The sequence below is a fragment of the Hydrogenibacillus sp. N12 genome (assembly GCF_019645935.1).
Classification (GTDB): domain Bacteria; phylum Bacillota; class Bacilli; order Thermicanales; family DSM-22653; genus Hydrogenibacillus; species Hydrogenibacillus schlegelii.
Window position 1 is genome coordinate 1,988,912 of record NZ_CP080953.1, and the last position, 19,873, is coordinate 2,008,784.

Consider the following 19,873-nt stretch of genomic DNA (forward strand, 5'->3'; position numbering starts at 1 on the left):
CGGTGCCGGATCCGACCGGCCGTCTTTTCCAAAAGGACACGCCGCGGCGGACGGCCGGCGGCCAGGGTCCGCCCAGACGGGCAGCCGATTCCAAGCATCCGTCGCGGCGGCGGACCGAAAGCATTGCCCCCCTCGGCGGACGGATGTCGCCACGAAGGACGGCCGCCGATCGTCGTCCCTCGCTCGAGCGGCGTCCATTTTATGCCATCAGCTGCTTGAGCACCGTCTGCAAAATGCCGCCGTTTTTGTAGTAATCGATCTCGACGACGCTGTCGAGGCGGCTTTTGACGTTGAACGTCGTCACCCGCCCGTCCGGCCGCGTCGCCCGGACGGCGAGGACCGCGCCGGGCCGGAGGTCGTCGTGAAGACCTTCGATGTCGAAGATCTCCTCCCCGGTCAGGCCGAGGGACCGCCAGCTTTCGCCGGGCATGAATTCGAGGGGCAGCACCCCCATGCCGACGAGGTTCGACCGGTGGATGCGCTCAAAGCTTTCGGCGATGACCGCCCGGATGCCGAGGAGGGCCGTCCCCTTGGCCGCCCAGTCGCGGGATGAGCCGGTACCGTATTCTTTTCCGGCGAGGACGACAAGCGGCGTCCCTGCGGCCCGATAGCGCATGGCCGCCTCGTACACGCTCATGATCTCGCCGCTGGGGAAATGCTTCGTCACGCCGCCTTCGGTGCCGGGGAGCATCAGGTTCCGCAGGCGAATGTTGGCGAACGTCCCGCGCATCATCACCTCATGGTTGCCCCGCCGGGAGCCGTAAGAGTTGAAGTCCCGCTGGGCGACGCCCCGCTCCAGCAGGTAGCGGCCCGCCGGCGAATCCGGGGCGATGGCCCCGGCCGGGGAAATGTGGTCCGTGGTCACCGAATCGCCGAGGAGAAGCAGCGCCCGCGCCCCGCGGATGTCCCGGATGCCGCGCTCCGCCTCCAACCCTTCAAAAAACGGCGGATGCTGGATGTACGTCGAGTTCGGATCCCAGGCGTAAAGCGTCCCTTCGGGCACGTCGATGGCGTTCCAGCGGCTGTTGCCGGTAAAGACGTCCCGGTACGTCTCGCGGAATTTTTCCGGCGTGACGGTCTTGAGGATCGCGTCCTGAATCTCCCGGGACGTCGGCCAGAGGTCCTTCAGGTAGACCGGCCGCCCTTCCCGGTCCGTGCCGAGGGGCTCCGTCATGAGATCGATGTCGACCCGCCCGGCGATGGCGTAGGCGACGACGAGGGGCGGCGAGGCGAGGAAGTTCGCCTTCACCTGGGCGTGGATCCGCCCTTCGAAGTTGCGGTTGCCGCTTAAGACCGCGGCCACGGTGAGGTCGCCGTCCCGGATCGCCGCGCTCACTTCATCCGGCAGAGGACCGCTGTTGCCGATGCATGTCGTGCAGCCGTAGCCGACGACGGCAAACCCCAGTTTTTCCAGGGCCTCCAAGAGGCCGGCGTCTTCGAGATAGCGAGTCACGACGCGCGAACCCGGCGCGAGGCTGGTCTTGACGTACGGGGGCACCTTGAGCCCCCGTTCGACGGCCTTTTTGGCGACGAGGCCGGCGCCGATCATCACGCTCGGGTTCGACGTGTTCGTGCAGCTCGTGATGGCGGCGATGACGATCGAGCCGTGCCGGAGCGTCGACGTCTCGCCGCTCGGGTGCCGGACAAGGACCGCCCGCTCGCGCGCCTCGCCGGCGAGGCCGTAACCGCCTTCCGCGACAGGTTTTTCGAACAGCGTCTCGATCGTCGCCCTGGCCTTGTCCAGATCGATCCGGTCCTGGGGCCGCCGGGGCCCGGCGATCGTCGGCACGACGGTGGCGAGATCCAGTTCCACGACGTCGGAATAGACCGGATCCGGCGTCCCGTCGCCGTAGAACATCTCCTGCGCCTTGTAGTACGCCTCGACCCGTCGGACGAGCGCCTCGTCCCGGCCGGTGAGGGCGAGATAGCGGATCGACTCTTCGTCGACGGGGAAGTAGCCCATCGTCGCGCCGTACTCCGGCGCCATGTTCGCCACCGTCGCCCGGTCGGCGAGGGAGAGGGTCTTGACCCCGGGGCCGAAAAATTCGACGAACTTGCCGACGACGCCTTTTTTCCGCAGGATGTACGTCACCGTGAGCACGAGGTCCGTCGCCGTCGCCCCTTCCGGGAGCTTCCCCGTCAGGCGGAAGCCGACGACCTCCGGCAGGAGGAAATAGAGCGGCTGGCCGAGCATGCCCGCCTCCGCCTCGATGCCGCCGACGCCCCAGCCGACGACGCCGAGGCCGTTGATCATCGTCGTGTGGGAGTCGGTGCCGACGAGGGAATCGGGGAAGAGCACCGTCCCGTCCGGCGTCTCCTTTTCCCGGACGAGGGTGGCGAGATATTCGAGGTTGACCTGATGGACGATCCCCGTCGCCGGCGGCACGACCCGGAAGTCGTCAAACGCTTTCTGCGCCCAGCGGAGGAAGCGGTAGCGCTCCATGTTCCGCCGGAATTCGTACTCCATGTTCGCCTCGAGGGCTTCTTTGGAACCGTAGACGTCGACCATGACCGAATGGTCGATGACGAGGTCGACCGGCACGAGGGGGTTGATCCGCCGCGGATCGCCGCCCCGCTTCGCCACCGCCTCCCGCATCGCCGCGAGGTCGACGACCGCCGGCACGCCGGTAAAATCCTGGAGCACGATTCGCGCCGGCAAAAAGGGGATCTCCTTCGTCTTGTCCGCCGTCTCCCAGCCGGCGATGAGCCGGACGTGCTCCTCGGTGATCGCCCGACCGTCGAGCTGCCGGATCGCCGCCTCGAGGAGCACCCGGATGGAAAACGGGAGCCGCTCCGGCCGATAGCCGAAATGCCGAAGTTCCGGCAGGGCGACGTAGCGGTACGCCTTCCCGTCGACGATAAGCTCCCGCCAAAGGGTCCGAACGTCCATGGCGCCGCCTCCTCATCCGCCGGCCGCCGGGCCGGCGCCGTTGTTTCGTTTGACAGAACTTCGTTTCTCTGATCAGCACCATTATACCGGAAAAAGGCACCGGCGTCATCCTTTTCGCCGCAGCCTCTCCCGCTTCTTCCGCCGTAAAAGGCGCCGGCATCGTCCTCCCGGCGCTTCCGTCGCCCGAAAGCGCCGGCATCGGCGACCCGGCCGATCGGCGGCGATTCTTTTCCTTCCCCGGCGATCCCCGCAACGCCGCCGCTTTGGCCGCCCCCTCCCGGTTACGGCCCGTCGGCGTCGACCGGATCCCGAGGCGGCCGGCCGGTGAGCACCCGGACGATGTTGTCCACCGCCCGTTCGGCCATCTTGAGGCGGGTTTCGACCGTCGCGCTCCCGATGTGGGGCAAAAGGACGGCGTTTTCGACCGTAAGAAGCGGATGATCCGGCGGGATCGGCTCCGTTTCGAAGACGTCGAGGCCCGCCGCCGCCAGGTGACCGGCCCGAAGCACTTCGACGAGGGCGGCCTCGTCGACGATGCCGCCCCGGGACGCGACGATGAGCACCGCGCCGCGCTTCATCCCGTACAGCACCTCCCGGTTGAACCGGTGGTAGAGCTCCGGCGCGTACGGCGCCAGGATGACGAGGACGTCGCTCTCCTGGACGAGGGCGGCAAAGTCGACGTACCGGGCCGGGATGCCCCGCTCGACCGCCTCCGGCAGGCGCCGGCGGTTGTGGTAGAGGATCTCCATGTCGAATCCCCGGGCCCGCCGGGCGACCGCCCGGCCGATCCGGCCCATGCCGAAGATGCCGAGGCGCTTGCCGTGAACGTCCAGGCCGACGAAGTCAAACGGCGACCAGCCCTGCCACCGCCTCTCCCGAAGGGCCCGCTCCGCCTGCGGAAGCCGCCGCATCGCCGCGAGCAGGAGCGCCATGACGAGATCGGCCGTCGTCTCGGTCAAAACGTCCGGCGTGTTCGTCACCCAGATGCCCCGCCGCCGGGCCGCGGCGACGTCGATGTTGTTGTACCCGACGGCCATGTTGGCGATGATCGCGAGCGACTCCGCCCGTTCGATCATTTCGGCGTCGATCCGGTCGGTGATCAGGGTGAGCATCGCCCGGGCGCGCGCCGCCGCTTCGAGGAGCACCTCCCGCGGCGGCGGGACGGTTTCTTCCGGCCAGACCTCGACCGTCCCGAGCGACCGGAGCGGCGCCAGCACCGCTTCCGGAAGACGCCGGCTGACGAAAATGCGCCGATCGCTCAAGCCTCCCGCCTCCTTTACAGGATGCCCGCTTGGGCCGATCTTTTTCCGATCCCTCGTTCCTTGGGGGATTCGCCGCCGGGACGAAAAACTCCTGCCGGCCGTCGCGCGCACCTCACCGGCCGTCCGCCCCCCTTCCCGCCCGTCCCATCGCCCGTCCCGCCGTCGCGCCTTCCCGCCGGTCGCCGCGCCTTTCCCGCCGGCCGCTGCGCCCGTCCCGTCTGTCTCATCGACCGCCCCGCCGCCGCCGCGCCCTTCCCGCCGGCCGCACCGCTCGCCGGCCGTCCTGACGGTCCCCGCCCGTCAGCCGAAATCCGCCTCTCCTTCCGTCTGCAACCGAACCATCGTCGCGTAAAGGCCGCCTTTGGCCATGAGCGTCTCGTGCGTCCCGGCTTCGACAATCCGGCCCCGGGAGAGGACGAAGATCCGGTCGGCATTCTGGATCGTCGACAGCCGGTGGGCGATGATGATCGTCGTCCGGTCCCGCCGCATCCGCGCGAGGGCCTCCTCGATCAGCGCCTCCGTCTCCGAATCGACGCTCGCCGTCGCCTCGTCCAGGATGAGGATTTTCGGGTTTCGAAGCATGACCCGGGCAAAAGCGACGAGCTGCCGCTCTCCGGCGGAAAGCGCCGCCCCGCGCTCCATCACCGGCGTCCGAAGCCCCTCCGGAAGGCGCGCCAGGCGCCGGTCGAGGCCGACGAACGCCGCCGCCTGCTCGACCGCTTCCTCAGGAACGTCGTCATAAAGCCGGATGTTGAACGCCACGTCGCCGCCGAACAAAAACGGCTCCTGAAGCACATATCCGACGTCCCGCCGGAGCACCGCCTCGTCGTAGTCGTCGAGCGGCCGGCCGTCGATCCGGATCTCGCCGGCGGTCGGCCGGTAAAAGCGGAGGATGAGACCGGCGATCGTCGATTTGCCGGCGCCGGTGGGGCCGACGAGCGCGACCGTCTGTCCCGGCTCGACCGTGAACGTCACCCCGTCGAGCACCGGATGGGCCGGATCGTACGCAAACGAGACGTTGCGAAACTCGATCCGCCCTTCCCGGATCCCGTCCGGCGCCGGCCGCTCGGGCTTAAAGAACGGCTCATCGTGATCGAGAAGCCCGAAAACCCGCTCGCCGGCGACGAGCGCTCCCTGCAGAAAGGTCAAGCTGAACATCATCTCGTTCACCGGCTCAAACATCCGGTCGACATACGCGATGAACGCCACCAGCACGCCGAGGGAAACGGCGCCGGTGAGGGACCGGAGCCCGAAGACGTCGACGAGGACGACAAGGGCGAGAAGGTAGAGGACGTCGACCGCCGGCCGCACGAGAAGGGCGTTCAGCCGGATCCGCCGAAGCTGGGCGCCGTAGGCCGTCGCCGTGAGCGCCTCAAACCGCTCCTGAAACCGGCCCTCCTGCCGGTACGCCTGAATGACCCGCATGCCGGCGAGCGCCTCGCCCAAAAAGCCGCTGAGCGCCGAGAGCGTCTTCCGCACCGCGCGGACGACGCCATCCGAAAGCCGCCGGTAGGCGACCATGAGCCCGAAGGCCGCCGGGAGCACCCAGACGAGCCAGAGGGCCGACCGGGGATCGAGGATGAAGAGCGCCGCCGTCACCCCGAGGAGGAACACCCCGTTTTGCACAAAGGCGGCGATGACCGTGGCGTACAGCTCCTTGAGCGCCTCGGTGTCGTTCGTCACCCGGGAGACGAGCCACCCGGACGGCACCCGGTCGTAAAACGCCATGGCAAACCCCGTCGCCCGCCGGTAGACGTCCATCCGGATCCGGAGGACGATCCGCTGGGCCGCCTTTCCGAACGCCACATACTGCAAAAACTGAAAAACCGCCGTGAGCACGAGCGAAAGGAGATACGCCGCCGCCAGCAGCAAAAGCGGCTTCGGCGCAAAATCGCCGGGGACGAGGTGCCGGTCGATAAACCGCCGGATGAGGGCCGGCCCGAGGACGTTCCCGGCGGTGGCCAGAAAAAGGAACGCGAACCCGACGAGAAAAAGCCGCCACTCCCGCCGCGCATAATGAAGCAGCCGTCGGCCGACGCGGCGGGCCCGCCGGACGCCGTACTCGACCCGCTCGTCCGCCGCCGCGTCACGCTTCCCGCCGTCCAACGCTTGGTCCCTCCGCCTGCTTAAGCGTCTCCCGCATGGCCGCCCACTGCTTCTGCCGCCGGTACGTCCGGGCGTACCACCCTCCGGCGGCCATGAGCGACGCATGGTCCCCCAGCTCCGCCACCCGCCCGTCGATCAGGACGATGATGCGATCCGCCGCCTCGACGGCGCTCAGGCGGTGGGCGGCGATGATCGTCGTCCTGCCCCGGCGCTCCGTCCGAAGGTTGGCCAGGATGCGCGCCTCCGTCCGGCCGTCCACCGCCGACAGGCCGTCGTCGATGACGAGCACCTCCGGATCCAGAAGGAGCGCTCGGGCGAGGGCGAGGCGCTGCCGTTGCCCGCCGGAGAGGGTCACCCCCCGTTCCCCGATCCGCGTCTCATACCCCTCCGGAAACCGGACGATGTCGTCGTGGAGCTCCGCCAGCTTGGCCGCCCGCACGATCGCCTCAAACGGCGCCTCCGGCCGGGCAAAGGCGATGTTCTCCCGCACCGTCGCCGAAAAGAGGACCGGCTCCTGCGGAACATAGACGACCGCCGTCCGAAGGGCGGAGAGGGTGAACGCCGAAAGGGGCCGGCCCCCGATCGCGATCTCCCCGTCTTCGACGTCATATTCCCGGACGAGAAGGCGAAGGAGCGTCGATTTGCCGGCTCCGACCGGACCGACGACGCCGAGGGTCGCCCCTTCCGGCAGATCGATGAACACCGCTTCCAACGCCGGCACCGCCGCTTTCGGGTAGGCGAAGCGCCGGATGCGGATCGCGATCGGTCCCCGAGGCGGCCGCGGATCCGCCCCCGGTCGGTCCGGGGCCGCCGGCTCCGCCGTGAGAAGCCGCCGGATCCGGTCGTACGAGGCGCTCCCCCGCTCCATGATGTTGAACAGATACCCGAAGGCGAGCATCGGCCAGATGAGGTGCCCGAGGTACATCGTAAACGACGTGAGCGTCCCCAGCGTGAGCGTCCCCTGCACGATGAACAGCGCGCCGACGGCGACGGTGAGAAAGTACGACAGCCCGACGAAGAAAAAAATCACCGGGTAATACAGCGCGTCGATCTTGGCCACCTCGACGTTTTCCCGGGCCGCCGCCTCCGCCGCCCGCCGGAACGCTTCGACCTCCCGATCCGTCTGGCCGAGCGCCCGAAGCACCCGAATGCCGCCGATCCCCTCCTGCACCTTGGCGGACAGTGCGCTGAACGCCCCCTGGGCCCGCTCGAAGCGCTCGTGCATCGCGTCTCCGAGGCGCTTCGTCAGGACGGCGATCGCCGGCATCGGCAAGAGAGCGACGAGGGCAAGCCGCCCGTCGAGCCAGAACAGCATGCCGACGACGAGCCCACCCATGCTCACCGCATCGACGAGCGTCATCACCCCTTCGCCGGCGGCCGCCTCCAGCGCCTCCACGTCGTTCGTCACGTGAGCGAGGAGGTCGCCCACCTGCTCCCGCTGATAAAACGCCGGCATAAGCCGCACAAACCGGGCGAACAGCCGGTTGCGAAGGAGCATCCCGAGCCGATATGCGCTCCCGAACAGAAAAAGCCGCCACCCGTACCGGAGGGCGTACGACACCCCCGCCACGGCGAGGATCGCCAGACTCGTTCGCGTAAGCTCCGCCGGCGTCACCGTCCCCGACCGGATCGCATCGACCATCCGGCCGACCCAGTACGGGGGGAGCAGATTGATGCACGCAATGACGACCAAAAAGAGCGCGCCGAGCCCATACGCCCGGCGTTCCTGCCAGAAAAACCATCCGAGTTCGCGAAACAGCCGCACCGAATCACCTCAAACCGTCCGGTCGGCCGGCCGCTTCCGATCCGCTCCGTCCTTCCGGCCGCCCGAGTTCCTCCGATCGACGGCGTTCCTCCGGCCGGCGGTTCTCCCCCGACGGCCGGTCGGCGCCGACCGCCGCCTGCCGCTCCCACATCGTCGGCGGGAGCTTGCCGACCGTCTCCATGAGCAGCGGATACAGCTCCCGATCAGGGGCGGCGAGCCGCCCGTCCGGAAGCCGCTCCACCGGCACGCCCGCCGCCTCGAGGAGCGCCGAAAGGGTCGTCTTCTCGTCCCTGAGCCGGCGCATCGCCCGCCGCCACCGGGGGAGATGCGGCCCGTGGTAATCGTAGAGCGTCTCCCACTTCTCCCGGTCGATCGCGAGCACCGCCTCCCACATGTCGCTCACGACGTCGACCGTCGCCCCCTGAGCCCCCTTTTCGAACAGCCGCTGCCGAAAGACGTGCTTGATCAGCGCCTCCTCGCTGAACTCCAGCAAAAACGGCGGCATGATGTAGCCGACCGGAAGCGAGGACCGCATCGCCTGCAGCTGCTCTGGGTCGGGGTTGTCCGCCGAGCGGGTCACCCACTCGACGACCTCCCGGATGCGAGGCAGGTTCATCTCGATGTACCGCTCCGGGTGCTTCGCCTCGACCGGCACCTCATACCCCCACGGGAGATTGGCCCGCTGTCCGGCGGCGATCCGCGTCGTCCGGCCGACGCTGTACGTCACGAGATGGTCGTAGACCGGTTTTCCCACGCCGATAAAGAGGAACAAGATCGACTCGCCGCGGATCGGCTCGTACGAATGTTCCGCCCGGACCATCCGCTTCAAAAACCGCTCGCGGTTCGTCATGTCGTGGTAATTGCCGAGGTACACCGCCGCCTTGAAGGCCGACACGAGCCGATCGTCGTCCGTCGCCCGAAGCGCCACCACCCGCCGCTTCTGGACGACCGTCTCGCCCCGGGCGACGAAGACGGCGTTGATCGCCGCCTCCAGCTCGTCGAGATACCGATCGATCGGCAACAGATCGCGCAAAAAAATGACGCGCGGATGCGCGTAAATCGCCTCCCGATCGAGCCGAAACCGCCGTCCTTCCCGCTTTTCTGCGCCCTCTTCCCGCTTTTCTGCCCTCTCCTGCTCCATCGCGCGCCCCGCCTCGTTCTACCGTACTCTCGCCGTTTTTCGTCCTTCCACTGCTCTTTTTCTTCGCGCTTCCGTCCCTTTCTCTCCGCGACCCTCTATCTTGCCGCGACTTCTATCCATTACTTTACTTTGGTCCGTCGCCGTTTCTCCCGGCGAGGGCCGCGCCGTCAGGCCCACCCGGCGGTCAGATCGTCTCCCGCCCCGCCGGGTCGTCGCCGAGGACATAGCGGAGGATGGCGAGGTAGACGCCTTCCTCGTTGTTCGACGCCGTCACCGCATCCGCCCGCCGCTTCACCTCCTCGGGACTGTTCGCCATCGCCACGGCGAAGTCGGCGACGGCAAACATTTCGAGGTCGTTATAGTAATTGCCGATCGCCATCGTCCGGGAAAGCGGAATGCCATAAGCGGCGGCGACAGCCTTGAGCCCGGCGCCCTTGTTCGCCTCCGGATGGACGACGTCGATGTACGTCTCCCCGCTCCGAAGCACCCGGTACTCCGGAAACGCCCGCACCGCCTCCGGAAAGATCCGATCGACGTGCGCCTCCGATCCGATCATCGTCACCTTGACGACCGGCTCCGTCACTTCTGACCAGTCGGCGACGACGAGCGGCTTGGCGTAATACGCCTCGTACAGCGCCGCCATCTCCGACGCGATCAACGCGTCGACGTACAGGTGATAGGTGGTATTCACGTCGTAGTGAAGCCCGTGTTCCCGAGCGAAGCGAAAGAGATCCGGCAAGCGCGACCGTCCGAGGGCAAGGGTCAAAAACTCCCGGCCCGTCGCCGGATCGAAAACGAACGCCCCGTTGTGAACGATGAGCGGACCGGAGATGCCGATTTCAGACAGCAAGGGGACCGTTCCGCTCGGGTTCCGGCCGGTGGCCAGCACGACGACGATGCCGGCGGCGTGGATCTCCCGAAGGATCGCCCGCGTCTTCGGCGGCACCCGAAAGGCGTCGTCGATCAGCGTGCCGTCGACATCGACGGCGACGAGGTCGTAGCGAAACAAAAACGGCCCTCCTTTCACCGCCTACCCCATTGTACGTGATCGGAGGGCCGCCGGCAAACCGCCGCCACGGCGACATCCGGCGCCGGTGGTCGATGGGCTTGTCCCTGAACCGGGCGCCTCCTCCCGCGCCGATCGGTCGCCGGAGGCGCTTTCCGGTCAGGCGCGTCAGCGGACGTCCCGAAGGTCAAACTGCTTGATCTTGTAGTACAGCGTCCGGAGGCTGATGCCGAGCGCTTCCGCCGTCTTCCGGCGGTTCCCCCGGAAGAGCTTCAGCACGTAGGCGATGTGCTTCCGCTCCACTTCCTGCATCGAAATCGGATACGCCTCGTCCTCCCGCTTGCCGGAAAGCTGCTTCATCACGACGTCCTTCAGGCTTTCCGCCGAGACCGGCTTCGCCAGGTAGTCGTTGGCGCCGGATTTCATCGCCTGGACTGCCGACTCGATCGAACCGTACGCGGTGATGATGACGATCCGCGTCATGAGGTCCTTGTCCCGGACTTGCTTCAAAATCTCGAGCCCGTTTTCGTCCGGAAGGTTGAGGTCGAGAAGAACGACGTCATAACGGTTCCGCTTGAGGAGCTCCAGCCCGTCCAGCCCCGTCTCCGCCGCCTGAACCTCGATCCCCTCCGGCTCGAGCACCTCCCGGGCGAGGAGCTCCAGCTCCTTCTCATCGTCGATGACGAGCACCTTCCGCTTCATCGGGAACCTCCTCGTTTCATAGGATGATGATTCAGAACTCCAGCATCAAGCACGATTCATCGTTTTTATTGTATCACATCATAGAAAAGATGCAACGGATCTTTCTGGGCGTGGCGGACGCGAACTGGATGGTCGACGAACCGTTTCCCGTCCCGTTGCCTGAGCGCCGCGGCCGAACGGCCGAACCGATCTTTCCGGGCCATGGGCGGACGAACGTGACCGGGCCGGCCGCCGGACATACACTGTAGCGAACCCGGAAAGAGGTGGGGATCGTGAAGCCGACGAAGAAAAAACGCCTCGCCCTGGACCTCCTTCGGGCCCAACCGGCAGAGCGACCCGATCCGGCGGATCGGCCGCATCCGGCCAACATCTTCGTCGACGTCATCGAGCGGGTCAAACCGATCATCGTCGCCATCGAGACCGACCGGGAACGGCAGCTTCCCTTCGGGCCCTTCGGCCCGTTTTTCCTCCCTTTTTTCCTCCCCGAAGACGACGGGCCGCCCCTCGGCCGAAGTTTCGGCTCCGGCTTCATCATCCATCCCCGCGGTTACATCCTGACGAATCAGCACATCATCGACCGGGCCGGTGAGATCCGCGTCCGGCAAGGGGCGTTCGTCCGGCCCGCCCGCCTCGTCTGGCAGGACGTTCGGCGGGACCTCGCCGTCCTCAAGGTGAGCGCCCCCCGGCCGCTCGCGGCGGCCGTCCTCGGGAGTTCCGACAAGGCCCGCGTCGGCGAATGGGTCATCGCCATCGGCAACCCGCTGGGGCTCGAAAACACCGTCACCGTCGGCGTCATCTCGGCCAAACACCGCTCGGTCCGGACCGGCCAGCACGACTACGACGACGTCATCCAGACCGACGCCGCCATCAACCCCGGAAACAGCGGCGGGCCGCTTTTCAACCTCTACGGCCAGGTGATCGGCATGAACGCCGCCATCGTCCGAGGGTCCCAGAGCATCGGGTTCGCCATCGCCATCGACAGCATCAAGCCCCGGATCGCCGCCTACCTCCCCCGCTAGGGCCGTCCGGCGGCGCTTCCGAAGCCTCTACGGCGGTGCTTCCGACGTCCATCGGGCCGCCCGCGCCCTTCCGGCGGCATTTTTGTCGCCCCGTCAAGACGCCGGCCCCCGGCGGCGGCGTTTTCGGCACCCCGCCCGCCGTCCGCCCCTCGACGGCGGCCCCCCGGCGCCCGGAAATCGACGGGCGGCGCTAGCGCTCGTCCGGCCCCGGGGTCGGAAAACGTTCCCGAAGCGCCGCGATCGCCGCCGCGATCGCCTGCCGGGCCGCTTCGACCGCCTGCTCCCCCGCCTCGGGGCCGGAGGCTCCTCCGGCCCCGCTTTCGTCTACGGAAGCCGCCGAAACATGGGCCGGCGGGTTCGGTCCGGCCGTCCGGGGCGCCTCGCCGACGGTCGGATCGGAGCGACCCGCCGCGGGGCGAAAGGCCGCCTCGAGCGCCGCGCCCGCCTCCCGGATCGCCGAAAGCCCGAAGTAGTGGGCGCCGGAGTTCCCCTTGAGCGCGTGGCCGAGCCGTGAAAGCCGCGCCCGATCTCCCGTCGACCACGCCTGAGCGATCGCCGCCTCCGCCTCCTTAAGCGTCCGGATCAGCTGCGCCGCAAGCCGCCGCTCCGCTTCCGGGCCGAGCATCCGCTTCGCCCCCCTTCGACCGCCTTTGCCGTCGGTCCTTTTCCCGTTCGGCCGCTTCTTTGCCTCCGGGAGCGAGCCGGCCGGGCGACCCACCGGACACGGGGCGAACGGAGGCCACAGAGCGGCCCCATCGCCTTTCCCGGCGCCTACCGAAGCGGCCGGTCCCGCCGCGGGCCGAACGTAAACTTCGGCTCCTTCCCGGCGAGAAGGCGGCGGATGTTTTCCCGGTGCAGCCAGATCGCGTACGCGCCGAGGGCGTACGAAAGAAGGATGAACAGCGGATCATGCCGAAAAAACGGTGTAAGCAGCGGATAGACGACACCCGCCGTGATCGAACCGAGAGACACCGTCCGCGTCCAGGCGACGACCGCCGCAAACGCCGCCGCCGCGAGGAGGATCGCCCACGGGTTGAGATAAAGGAGCACGCCGAAGCTCGTCGCGATGGCCTTCCCGCCCCGAAAGCGGAGGAAGGCCGATTTCGTGTGGCCGAGGATGATGAGAAACCCCGTCGCATAAAGCGCCCACGGCGCGTAGACGAGCGGCGCCAGCAAAAAAACGCCGGCGAGCCCCTTCAGCACGTCGAAGACGAGGGTGAGCGTCCCGACGACGGGGCCGGCGCAGCGAAAGGCGTTCGTTGTGCCGATGTTCCCGCTCCCGCAGCGAAGAAGGTCGACGCCGACCGCCCGGGCGAAGAGGAGGCCGAACGGCACCGAGCCGAGGAGGTAGGCGAGGACGAAGGCAAGAAGCGTCATCGCCGAACTCCTTTCGCCGCCGCGAGAAAGGCCTCCAGCTCCTCGACGATCGTCGTCTCATGCATCGACCGCTTGAGCGGCAGAAACCGGGCCTTCATCGCCGCCCGCAGGCCGGCATCGTCCAAAAACCGGCGGGTAAAGGCGATGAGGTCGTCGAGCTGTCGGGTGATGACCGCCACCCCGGCGCCGGCGAGAAAGTCCGCGTTCGCCGCCTCCTGGCCCGGGATCGGCTTGAAGAACACCATCGGCACCTCCATCGCCACCGCTTCCGACGTCGTCAGCCCGCCGGATTTTGTAAACACGAGGTCCGAGACGGCCATCAGCTCGGCGATATTCTCCACAAAACCGAACACCCGAAGCCGCCCGCCGGCTTCCGCCGTCACCTCCGCCATCGTCTCATAGAGCCGCCGGTTCCGGCCGGTGACGACGAGGAGTTGAAGCGGCACCGGCTCCGCGAGGAGCGCCCGGGTGACGGCGACGATCTGCTCCGAGACGCCGAACGCCCCAGCGAGGAGGAGCACCGTCGGCCGATCCGGACGAAGGCCCATCCGGCGGGCGAGATCCGCCCGGTCGTACGTCCGCAAAAACATCTGCCGCACCGGGATTCCCGTCACCCGGATCTTTTCCCGCGGCACCCCTTCGGCGATGAGCTCGTCGCGCACCTTCGGCGCTCCGACAAAAAAAAGGTCCGTCTCCTGGTGGATCCACTGCCGGTGGGCGGCGTAATCGGTGATGACCGTAAACGACGGCACCGCCGTCTCGCCCTGCCGCTTCAGCTCCGCGTGGGCTCCGGCCGAAGACGGAAACGTATGAATGACGACATCCGGGCGAAAATGATCGACATATTCCTTCAGTTTCCGACCGCCGATGATGTGGCCGATGCGGCTCATGCTGCGGCTTAAGGTCGAATCCGTCGGGATGCGGTTGAACTGTTTATAGAAAAAGCCGTACAGGACCGGCGCCCGTTTGATCCCCTGGAGGTAAAAAAACTGCGCAAACCGGCTCCACGTCCGGTTGATCGACTGGACGTAATCGACGATCTCGACGGCCGCATCCGGATGGCGAAGAAAGAGCGCTTCCTGGATCGCCCGGGAAGCCTGCCGGTGGCCTTCCCCAAAGCTCGCGCTCAAGATGAGCACGCGATACGGCGCCATCCCTTCACCCTCCTTCATCCCTACGTATAGTATGCAGGCCGTCCCGGGAAAAATCAACCGAACCCCCATCCCGCCCCGAAAACGCCAAAAGCCGCGGAAGCCTGTGCTTCCGCGGCCGGTATGCGCCCGTGTGGGCGATCGGTGGCACTGTAAGCCAGGTTCTGTCCTCCCGTACTGCAAACGGGTGCCCGGCCCTCGTACAGGAGGCGTAGCCATCTTTCTATCGCCGCCGGCGAAGCCGGCAGCGATCCCTCCTCCGATTCATTTCTCTTCGGAGGGCTCCCCTACCATCATTTGGGTTTCTCGCTCGCGGGGTTTACCGCGTTCCACCTCTTCCGTCGCCGGAAGAGCTCGTCTCTGTGGCACGTTATGGCTAATAGGAACTCCGAGAGTTCCGTTCGCCGCCGTCGACGGACCCGACACCTGCCCGGAGGCAGGCCGTCCGCCGCCCCGGGTTGCCCCGGGCGCGAACACTCCGAGCCTCGCAGCTCGGGCGAGCCTGGACTTTCCTCTACGCCGGCGCCGACGCGCGCGGCGCAGCGGCTACGCGTGCCCCCGATCATCACGGGCGCGCTATGGCGCGTCTGGTGGAGGAGGTGGGATTCGAACCCACGTGGGCCCGAAGGCCCCAACGGATTTCAAGTCCGCCCCGTTATGACCGCTTCGGTACTCCTCCACAGCGGACGCCTGCGGCCGGACTCCGAGCCCCCGGTCGAACGCCCGCCCCTTCAGCCGGGCGATCCGCCGGCGCCCCATCGGTCGGGCGCGGATCCTGTGGGGGGCCCTGCAGGATTCGAACCTGCGACCAATCGGTTATGAGCCGACCGCTCTCACCGCTGAGCTAAGGGCCCGTTCCTCAGCATGGCGTTCCAGGAGGGATTCGAACCCCCGACCGACGGCTTAGAAGGCCGCTGCTCTATCCGGCTGAGCTACTGGAACGCGTGGAGGGAGCACCCGGATTCGAACCGGGGATGAGGGTTTTGCAGACCCTTGCCTTGCCGCTTGGCGATGCTCCCGAATAAAAGCAATGAACGCCTCAAGCAAGGGGATGGCAGGGGCGGCAGGAATCGAACCCACACTGGCGGTTTTGGAGACCGCTGTTCTACCATTAAACTACGCCCCTGCGGCTGGTAGCGGAGGAGGGGCTCGAACCCTCGACCTCACGGGTATGAACCGTACGCTCTAGCCAGCTGAGCTACTCCGCCATCTGGTGGAGTGAGTGGGATTCGAACCCACGCTGGGCCTTTGGGGCCCACTAACGGTTTAGCAAACCGTCCCCTTCACCACTTGGGTATCACTCCACGTCACCAAGACGCAAAAAGCCCCGCTTGAGGCTCACAGGACAAGGAAAGCCAATTGTGAGTGAAAAACCAAAGGAAAATGGTGGAGCCGAGCGGGATCGAACCGCCGACCTCGTGAATGCCATTCACGCGCTCTCCCAGCTGAGCTACGGCCCCACGCCGAATGCGGCCCATCGGATCGTCCGGCCATCGCACCGGACCGCCGCGACAATGCTTAATGTATCACGGCTCGCGGGAAAAATCAACCCTTCAGTTAATGTAATAATTGCATATTCCCCGGCGTTGCACCCTTTCTCGCCTCAGCGGGCTTCCTGCTGCGACAGCGCCCACGGCCGGAGCACCTCGAGGATCGGCTCGACGAGCGACGGATGCGCGGCCAGAAAGCCGAGCTCCGGGCGCTTCAGCCCGACCGGCCGCCCGGCGAAGTCCACCACCGTCCCGCCCGCTTCCTCGACGATGAGCTTGGCCGCGGCAAAGTCCCACGGAGAGAGCGTCAGGCTCAAAAACGCATCGAGGCGCCCTGCGGCGACGTACGCCGCCTCCAGCGCCGCGGCGCCGAGGGAACGGAGCCCCCGGGATCGCTCGGCGAGGCGCCAGACAGGCTCGACGAGGCCCGTCTGTCTCGCCCGGCGCACCCACGTGAGGCTCGTTCCGATCAGGCTTTCCGAAAGCCCTTTCGCGCCGTCCAACCGGAGCGGGCGGCCATTGATGGCGGCACCGCCCCCGCGGACCGCCGTAAAGCGTTCTTCCCGCATCGGATCGTAGACGACGCCGACGAGCCCCTCGTCGCCGGCGTAGAGGGCGATCGACACGCAGAAATTGACCTTCTGGTGGACGAAGTTCGTCGTCCCGTCGATCGGGTCGATCACCCAGCGAAGTCCGGCGGCTTCCGGCGACCCGGCCGCGTCGGTCCCCTCCTCGCCGAGGACGCCGTGGTCGGGATACGCCGCCCGGATGCGCCGGACGACGTGCGCTTCCACCGCCCGGTCGACCTCCGTCACGAGGTCACTCGGGCCGCTCTTCGTCCCGATCTGAAGCGCCTCGCCCGCCTCCAGCTTAAGAAGCCGCTCCCGGATGAGCGCCCCCGCCTCTTCCGCCAGCGTGCGGGCAAAGGCGAGATACGCCTGCAGCGCCCGTTCCGTGATCATCCCCATCGTCTCCCTTCTCCGCCGACCGACCCGGTGCTCTGATGCGCCGCCGTCAGAGCCCCGTCGTCGGAACCCAAACCTCCGGACGGGCCGCCGATCGCCTCTCCGCCGCCCGCCGCGTCCGGCCGACGGGCCACCGCACGGCCGGCCGACGACCCGCGCCCCGGGCGCTCCGGCGCTTCGTCCGCCTCCGGCGCCTCCGGCAGGCGCCAGTCGATCGGGCCCCGGCCGACCGCCTCGAGGAACTGGTTGGCCTTGGAAAACGGCCGTGAGCCGAAAAACCCCCGCGCCGCCGAAAGCGGGCTCGGATGCGGCGCCGTGAGCACGAGGTGGCCCGGATACGTGATGAGCGGACGCTTCGCCTGGGCGTCCCGCCCCCAGAGAAAGAACACCGTCGGCACCGGTCGCGCCCCGAGGGCGGCGATCGCCGCGTCCGTCAGCTTTTCCCAGCCCTTTCCCCGGTGCGATCCCGGCTGCCCGGCCCGGACCGTCAGCACCGCATTGAGGAGGAGCACCCCTTGCCGCGCCCAGTGGACGAGGTGACCGTGCTTCGGCCGGGGAAGACCGAGGTCCGCCTCCAGCTCCTTAAATATGTTGGCCAGAGACGGCGGCACCTCCACCCCCGGCCGGACAGAAAAGGCGAGGCCGTGGGCCTGATTCGGTCCGGGGTAAGGATCCTGGCCGAGGATGACGACCTTCACCGACGCATACGGCGTATAGTGGAAGGCATTGTAGATATCATACATGTCGGGATAGACCGTCGTCGACCGGTACTCCTCGATGAGAAAACGGCGGAGCGCCTGATAATACGGCTTTTCGAACTCCGTCCCGAGGACGTCGTTCCAGTCGTTTTTCAAAATCCGGCCCGTCACCCGACGATCGCCTCCAGCGTCGACCGGTCGAGGCGGGAGACGGCCGCGATGATAAGCTGCTTCGCCGCCCGATAGTCGTCGAGGTCGATGATCGCGACGGGGCTGTGAATGTAGCGAGCCGGGATGCCGATCACCGCCGACGGCACGCCGATCCCCATCGTGTGCACCCGGCCGGCGTCGGTCCCGCCCTGGGAGACGAAAAACTGGTACGGAATCCCTTCCGTCTCGGCCAGGTCGAGGAGGTAATCGAGAAGCCGCCGGTGGGTGACCATCGTTCGGTCTTTCACCCGCATGAGGACCCCGCCGCCGAGGCGGCCGAGCCCGCTTCCGCCGGGCATGTCGCCGGCCGGGCCGGCGTCGAGGGCGAAGAAAACGTCCGGGCGCACGAGGCGGGCGGCCGTCTCGGCCCCCCTGAGGCCGACCTCTTCCTGCACCGTCGCCCCGGCGATGACGGTATTCACCCGGGGCCGATCGCGAAGCGCCCGAAGGAGTTCGATGGCGAGCCCGACGCCGAAGCGGTTGTCCCACGCCTTGGCCAGCACCCGCCGGCCGCCCCCCAGGGAGGTGTAGACGCCGGGGAACACGACCGGGTCCCCGGGGCGAATGCCAAAAGCCCGGACGTCCTCCCGGGAGGCGGCGCCGACGTCGACGAACATCCGCTCGAGCTTCGGCGCCTCCCGCCGGGCCTCCTCCGACAGGCCGTGGGGCGGCGGCGCGCCGATCACCCCGGGGACGGCCCCGTTCCGGCCGAGGACGAACACCCGCTGCGCCAAGAGCACCGGATCGTAAAAGCCGCCGAGCGCCGTCACCTTGAGAAGGCCGTCGTCCGTCACCTCGGTCACCATGAGGGCCACCTCGTCGAGGTGCCCGGCGACCATCACCGTCGGCCCGCCTTCCGGTCCGTCCAGCACCCCGAAGAGGCTCCCGAGCCGATCCCGGATCACCCGATCGGCCGCTCCGGCGAGGGCCGCCTTGACGACCCGGCGCACCTCGCCTTCAAAACCCGGCGCTCCCGGCGCTTCGATCAATTGCCGAAACAACGCTTCATCGTACGGTAAGCCGGGCGCCGCATCCGGCCCGGCGTAAGGGGTCTGGTCGTTCATCGCCGGCCTCCGTTTCAAGTCGTCGTTGGCGTTTTTCGGCACTGTCTTCATTGTAGCACGCCGTGCCGCCGGGAGCATCCGTTCCGTCCGTGTCGAAACAGGGCCGGACCGAAGGCCGGGGGGTGGAAGCGACCGAGCGCTCCTTGCGCTCATCCCCCCTTGTGCTTCTGTGGAAAATATAGTACGATGGATTACGGTCCAAGGTATGCCGTTCGAAATCCCGGTTTCCAGAACCCATTTGAGGAGTGAGACGGATGGGCATCATCGCCGAGAAGGACAAAGAGACGATCCGGGACTGGTTCGGCCAGATGACGAAACCGGTCCACGTCGTCTTTTTCTGGAGCGAAGCCGAGAACAAAGAATACGGCGAGGCGACGAAACAAATCCTGGAAGAACTCACGGAGCTCACCGACAAGCTCCATCTTCAGGTCTACCGGCTGGACGACCCCGCGTCCGGCGACGTCGCCGCCCGGTACGGCGTCGACAAGGCACCGGCGATCGTCTTCACCCGGGAAGACGGCGAAGACACCGGCGTCCGCTTCTACGGCATCCCGTCGGGGTATGAATTTACGACGCTCATCGAAGACATCGTCGACCTCGGCAAGGGCACCCACGGCCTGTCGCCAAAGACGGTGGAGAAGCTCCTCGCCGAAGTCGACAAAGACGTTCACATCCAGGTCTTCGTCACCCCGACGTGCCCGTACTGCCCGCGGGCGGTCCGGATCGCGCACTTTATGGCCATGGTCCACCCGAAGATCCGCGCCGACATGGTCGAGGCGACCGAATTCCCCGAGCTCGCCAGCCAGTACAACGTCTACGGCGTGCCGAAGACCGTCATCAACGACGTCGAAGAACAGGAAGGCGCCGTCCCGGAGCAGGTCGTCCTGCAAAAGGTCCTCGCCGCCATCCGGTAAGCCGTCCGACGGATCCCGGGTCGGCCGACCGGCGCCGCCCTCCGCGCACCGCCGATGCGCGGAGGGCGATTTTTTTGCCTTCGACCCCTTCCCTCCGACGCGAGAAACCGCAC

The 19,873-nt window shown here is 67.3% G+C and carries 14 protein-coding genes, 8 tRNA genes, 1 other RNA gene and 1 pseudogene; 2 read left to right on the plus strand and 22 right to left on the minus strand.

The features are described from left to right. Positions 1 to 199: 199 nt before the first annotated feature. The 7 genes from acnA to K2M58_RS09350 all read right to left on the minus strand — a co-directional run bounded on the left by acnA (position 200) and on the right by K2M58_RS09350 (position 10,872). Positions 200 to 2,890, minus strand: coding sequence for an aconitate hydratase AcnA (gene acnA, locus K2M58_RS09320; RefSeq protein ID WP_220677333.1), 2,691 nt, complete (start codon positions 2,888 to 2,890; stop codon positions 200 to 202). Positions 2,891 to 3,171: 281 nt separating this feature from the next. After that, positions 3,172 to 4,152, minus strand: a complete 981-nt coding sequence (locus tag K2M58_RS09325; protein ID WP_220677334.1) for a 2-hydroxyacid dehydrogenase — start codon at positions 4,150 to 4,152, stop codon at positions 3,172 to 3,174. 300 nt (positions 4,153 to 4,452) lie between these two features. Continuing rightward, positions 4,453 to 6,258 carry an ABC transporter ATP-binding protein gene (locus K2M58_RS09330; RefSeq protein WP_220677335.1) on the minus strand — a complete coding sequence of 602 codons (1,806 nt, stop codon included), beginning with the start codon at positions 6,256 to 6,258 and terminating at the stop codon, positions 4,453 to 4,455. Continuing rightward, positions 6,239 to 8,023 (minus strand): ABC transporter transmembrane domain-containing protein, encoded by a 1,785-nt coding sequence (locus K2M58_RS09335; protein ID WP_220677336.1) that lies wholly within the window; start codon positions 8,021 to 8,023, stop codon positions 6,239 to 6,241. The genes K2M58_RS09330 and K2M58_RS09335 overlap by 20 nt, the downstream gene beginning before the upstream one ends. 4 nt (positions 8,024 to 8,027) lie before the next feature. Continuing rightward, positions 8,028 to 9,164, minus strand: coding sequence for a hypothetical protein (locus tag K2M58_RS09340; RefSeq protein WP_252393442.1), 1,137 nt, complete (start codon positions 9,162 to 9,164; stop codon positions 8,028 to 8,030). A gap of 184 nt (positions 9,165 to 9,348) precedes the next feature. Continuing rightward, entirely contained in the window at positions 9,349 to 10,173 is an 825-nt protein-coding gene (locus K2M58_RS09345; RefSeq protein WP_220677337.1) for a Cof-type HAD-IIB family hydrolase, read from the minus strand. Between the two features lie 165 nt (positions 10,174 to 10,338). Continuing rightward, positions 10,339 to 10,872 carry a response regulator transcription factor gene (locus tag K2M58_RS09350; RefSeq protein ID WP_066199032.1) on the minus strand — a complete coding sequence of 178 codons (534 nt, stop codon included), beginning with the start codon at positions 10,870 to 10,872 and terminating at the stop codon, positions 10,339 to 10,341. 263 nt (positions 10,873 to 11,135) lie between these two features. Here K2M58_RS09350 and K2M58_RS09355 point away from each other — a divergent pair, with 263 nt between their 5' ends. After that, positions 11,136 to 11,891, plus strand: a complete 756-nt coding sequence (locus K2M58_RS09355; RefSeq protein WP_252393443.1) for a S1C family serine protease — start codon at positions 11,136 to 11,138, stop codon at positions 11,889 to 11,891. Between the two features lie 190 nt (positions 11,892 to 12,081). Here K2M58_RS09355 and K2M58_RS09360 read toward each other — a convergent pair whose 3' ends face one another. The 15 genes and pseudogenes from K2M58_RS09360 to K2M58_RS09430 all read right to left on the minus strand — a co-directional run bounded on the left by K2M58_RS09360 (position 12,082) and on the right by K2M58_RS09430 (position 18,846). Then, positions 12,082 to 12,516 carry an Hpt domain-containing protein gene (locus tag K2M58_RS09360; protein WP_220677338.1) on the minus strand — a complete coding sequence of 145 codons (435 nt, stop codon included), beginning with the start codon at positions 12,514 to 12,516 and terminating at the stop codon, positions 12,082 to 12,084. A gap of 146 nt (positions 12,517 to 12,662) precedes the next feature. Continuing rightward, on the minus strand, positions 12,663 to 13,268 hold the full coding sequence (plsY, locus tag K2M58_RS09365) for a glycerol-3-phosphate 1-O-acyltransferase PlsY (RefSeq protein WP_220677339.1): 606 nt from the start codon (positions 13,266 to 13,268) through the stop codon (positions 12,663 to 12,665). After that, on the minus strand, positions 13,265 to 14,422 hold the full coding sequence (locus K2M58_RS09370; protein WP_220677340.1) for an MGDG synthase family glycosyltransferase: 1,158 nt from the start codon (positions 14,420 to 14,422) through the stop codon (positions 13,265 to 13,267). Before K2M58_RS09370 ends, plsY begins: the two co-directional genes overlap by 4 nt. Before the next feature lie 145 nt (positions 14,423 to 14,567). Further along, an RNA gene (gene rnpB / locus K2M58_RS09375) (RNase P RNA component class B) lies at positions 14,568 to 14,977 on the minus strand. 30 nt (positions 14,978 to 15,007) lie between these two features. Then, a tRNA-Ser gene (locus K2M58_RS09380) sits at positions 15,008 to 15,098 on the minus strand. 99 nt (positions 15,099 to 15,197) lie between these two features. Further along, a tRNA-Ile gene (locus K2M58_RS09385) sits at positions 15,198 to 15,273 on the minus strand. 11 nt (positions 15,274 to 15,284) lie between these two features. After that, a tRNA-Arg gene (locus K2M58_RS09390) sits at positions 15,285 to 15,361 on the minus strand. Positions 15,362 to 15,364: 3 nt separating this feature from the next. After that, positions 15,365 to 15,438, minus strand: a tRNA-Cys gene (locus K2M58_RS09395). 33 nt (positions 15,439 to 15,471) lie between these two features. Further along, positions 15,472 to 15,545 (minus strand) — tRNA-Trp (locus K2M58_RS09400). Between the two features lie 5 nt (positions 15,546 to 15,550). Next, positions 15,551 to 15,627, minus strand: a tRNA-Met gene (locus K2M58_RS09405). 3 nt (positions 15,628 to 15,630) lie between these two features. After that, a tRNA-Ser gene (locus K2M58_RS09410) sits at positions 15,631 to 15,723 on the minus strand. Between the two features lie 80 nt (positions 15,724 to 15,803). Further along, positions 15,804 to 15,879, minus strand: a tRNA-Ala gene (locus tag K2M58_RS09415). A gap of 143 nt (positions 15,880 to 16,022) precedes the next feature. Continuing rightward, a complete protein-coding gene (locus tag K2M58_RS09420) occupies positions 16,023 to 16,871 on the minus strand; it encodes an inositol monophosphatase family protein (RefSeq protein WP_220677341.1) in 849 nt (282 codons plus the stop codon). A 203-nt stretch (positions 16,872 to 17,074) separates the two neighbouring features. Further along, positions 17,075 to 17,731, minus strand: a pseudogene (locus tag K2M58_RS09425) (uracil-DNA glycosylase); the annotation flags it as partial. Between the two features lie 8 nt (positions 17,732 to 17,739). Next, positions 17,740 to 18,846: a M42 family metallopeptidase gene (locus K2M58_RS09430; protein ID WP_220677342.1), complete on the minus strand. Its 1,107-nt coding sequence runs from the start codon at positions 18,844 to 18,846 to the stop codon at positions 17,740 to 17,742. Positions 18,847 to 19,100: 254 nt separating this feature from the next. On the opposite strand from K2M58_RS09430, the gene K2M58_RS09435 reads away from it, so the two are divergent. Continuing rightward, entirely contained in the window at positions 19,101 to 19,760 is a 660-nt protein-coding gene (locus K2M58_RS09435) for a protein disulfide oxidoreductase (RefSeq protein ID WP_220677343.1), read from the plus strand. The last annotated feature ends 113 nt before the right edge of the window (positions 19,761 to 19,873 follow it).

What these genes read in the sequence shown, in the direction of transcription:
- acnA (WP_220677333.1), bottom strand. Translation starts at nt 2,890, where the DNA reads ATGGACGTTCGGACCCTTTGGCGGGAGCTTATCGTCGACGGGAAGGCG.
- K2M58_RS09340 (WP_252393442.1), bottom strand. Translation starts at nt 9,164, where the DNA reads ATGGAGCAGGAGAGGGCAGAAAAGCGGGAAGAGGGCGCAGAAAAGCGG.
- K2M58_RS09350 (WP_066199032.1), bottom strand. Translation starts at nt 10,872, where the DNA reads ATGAAGCGGAAGGTGCTCGTCATCGACGATGAGAAGGAGCTGGAGCTC.
- K2M58_RS09360 (WP_220677338.1), bottom strand. Translation starts at nt 12,516, where the DNA reads ATGCTCGGCCCGGAAGCGGAGCGGCGGCTTGCGGCGCAGCTGATCCGG.
- plsY (WP_220677339.1), bottom strand. Translation starts at nt 13,268, where the DNA reads ATGACGCTTCTTGCCTTCGTCCTCGCCTACCTCCTCGGCTCGGTGCCG.
- K2M58_RS09370 (WP_220677340.1), bottom strand. Translation starts at nt 14,422, where the DNA reads ATGGCGCCGTATCGCGTGCTCATCTTGAGCGCGAGCTTTGGGGAAGGC.
- K2M58_RS09420 (WP_220677341.1), bottom strand. Translation starts at nt 16,871, where the DNA reads ATGATCACGGAACGGGCGCTGCAGGCGTATCTCGCCTTTGCCCGCACG.
- K2M58_RS09430 (WP_220677342.1), bottom strand. Translation starts at nt 18,846, where the DNA reads ATGAACGACCAGACCCCTTACGCCGGGCCGGATGCGGCGCCCGGCTTA.
- K2M58_RS09435 (WP_220677343.1), top strand. Translation starts at nt 19,101, where the DNA reads ATGGGCATCATCGCCGAGAAGGACAAAGAGACGATCCGGGACTGGTTC.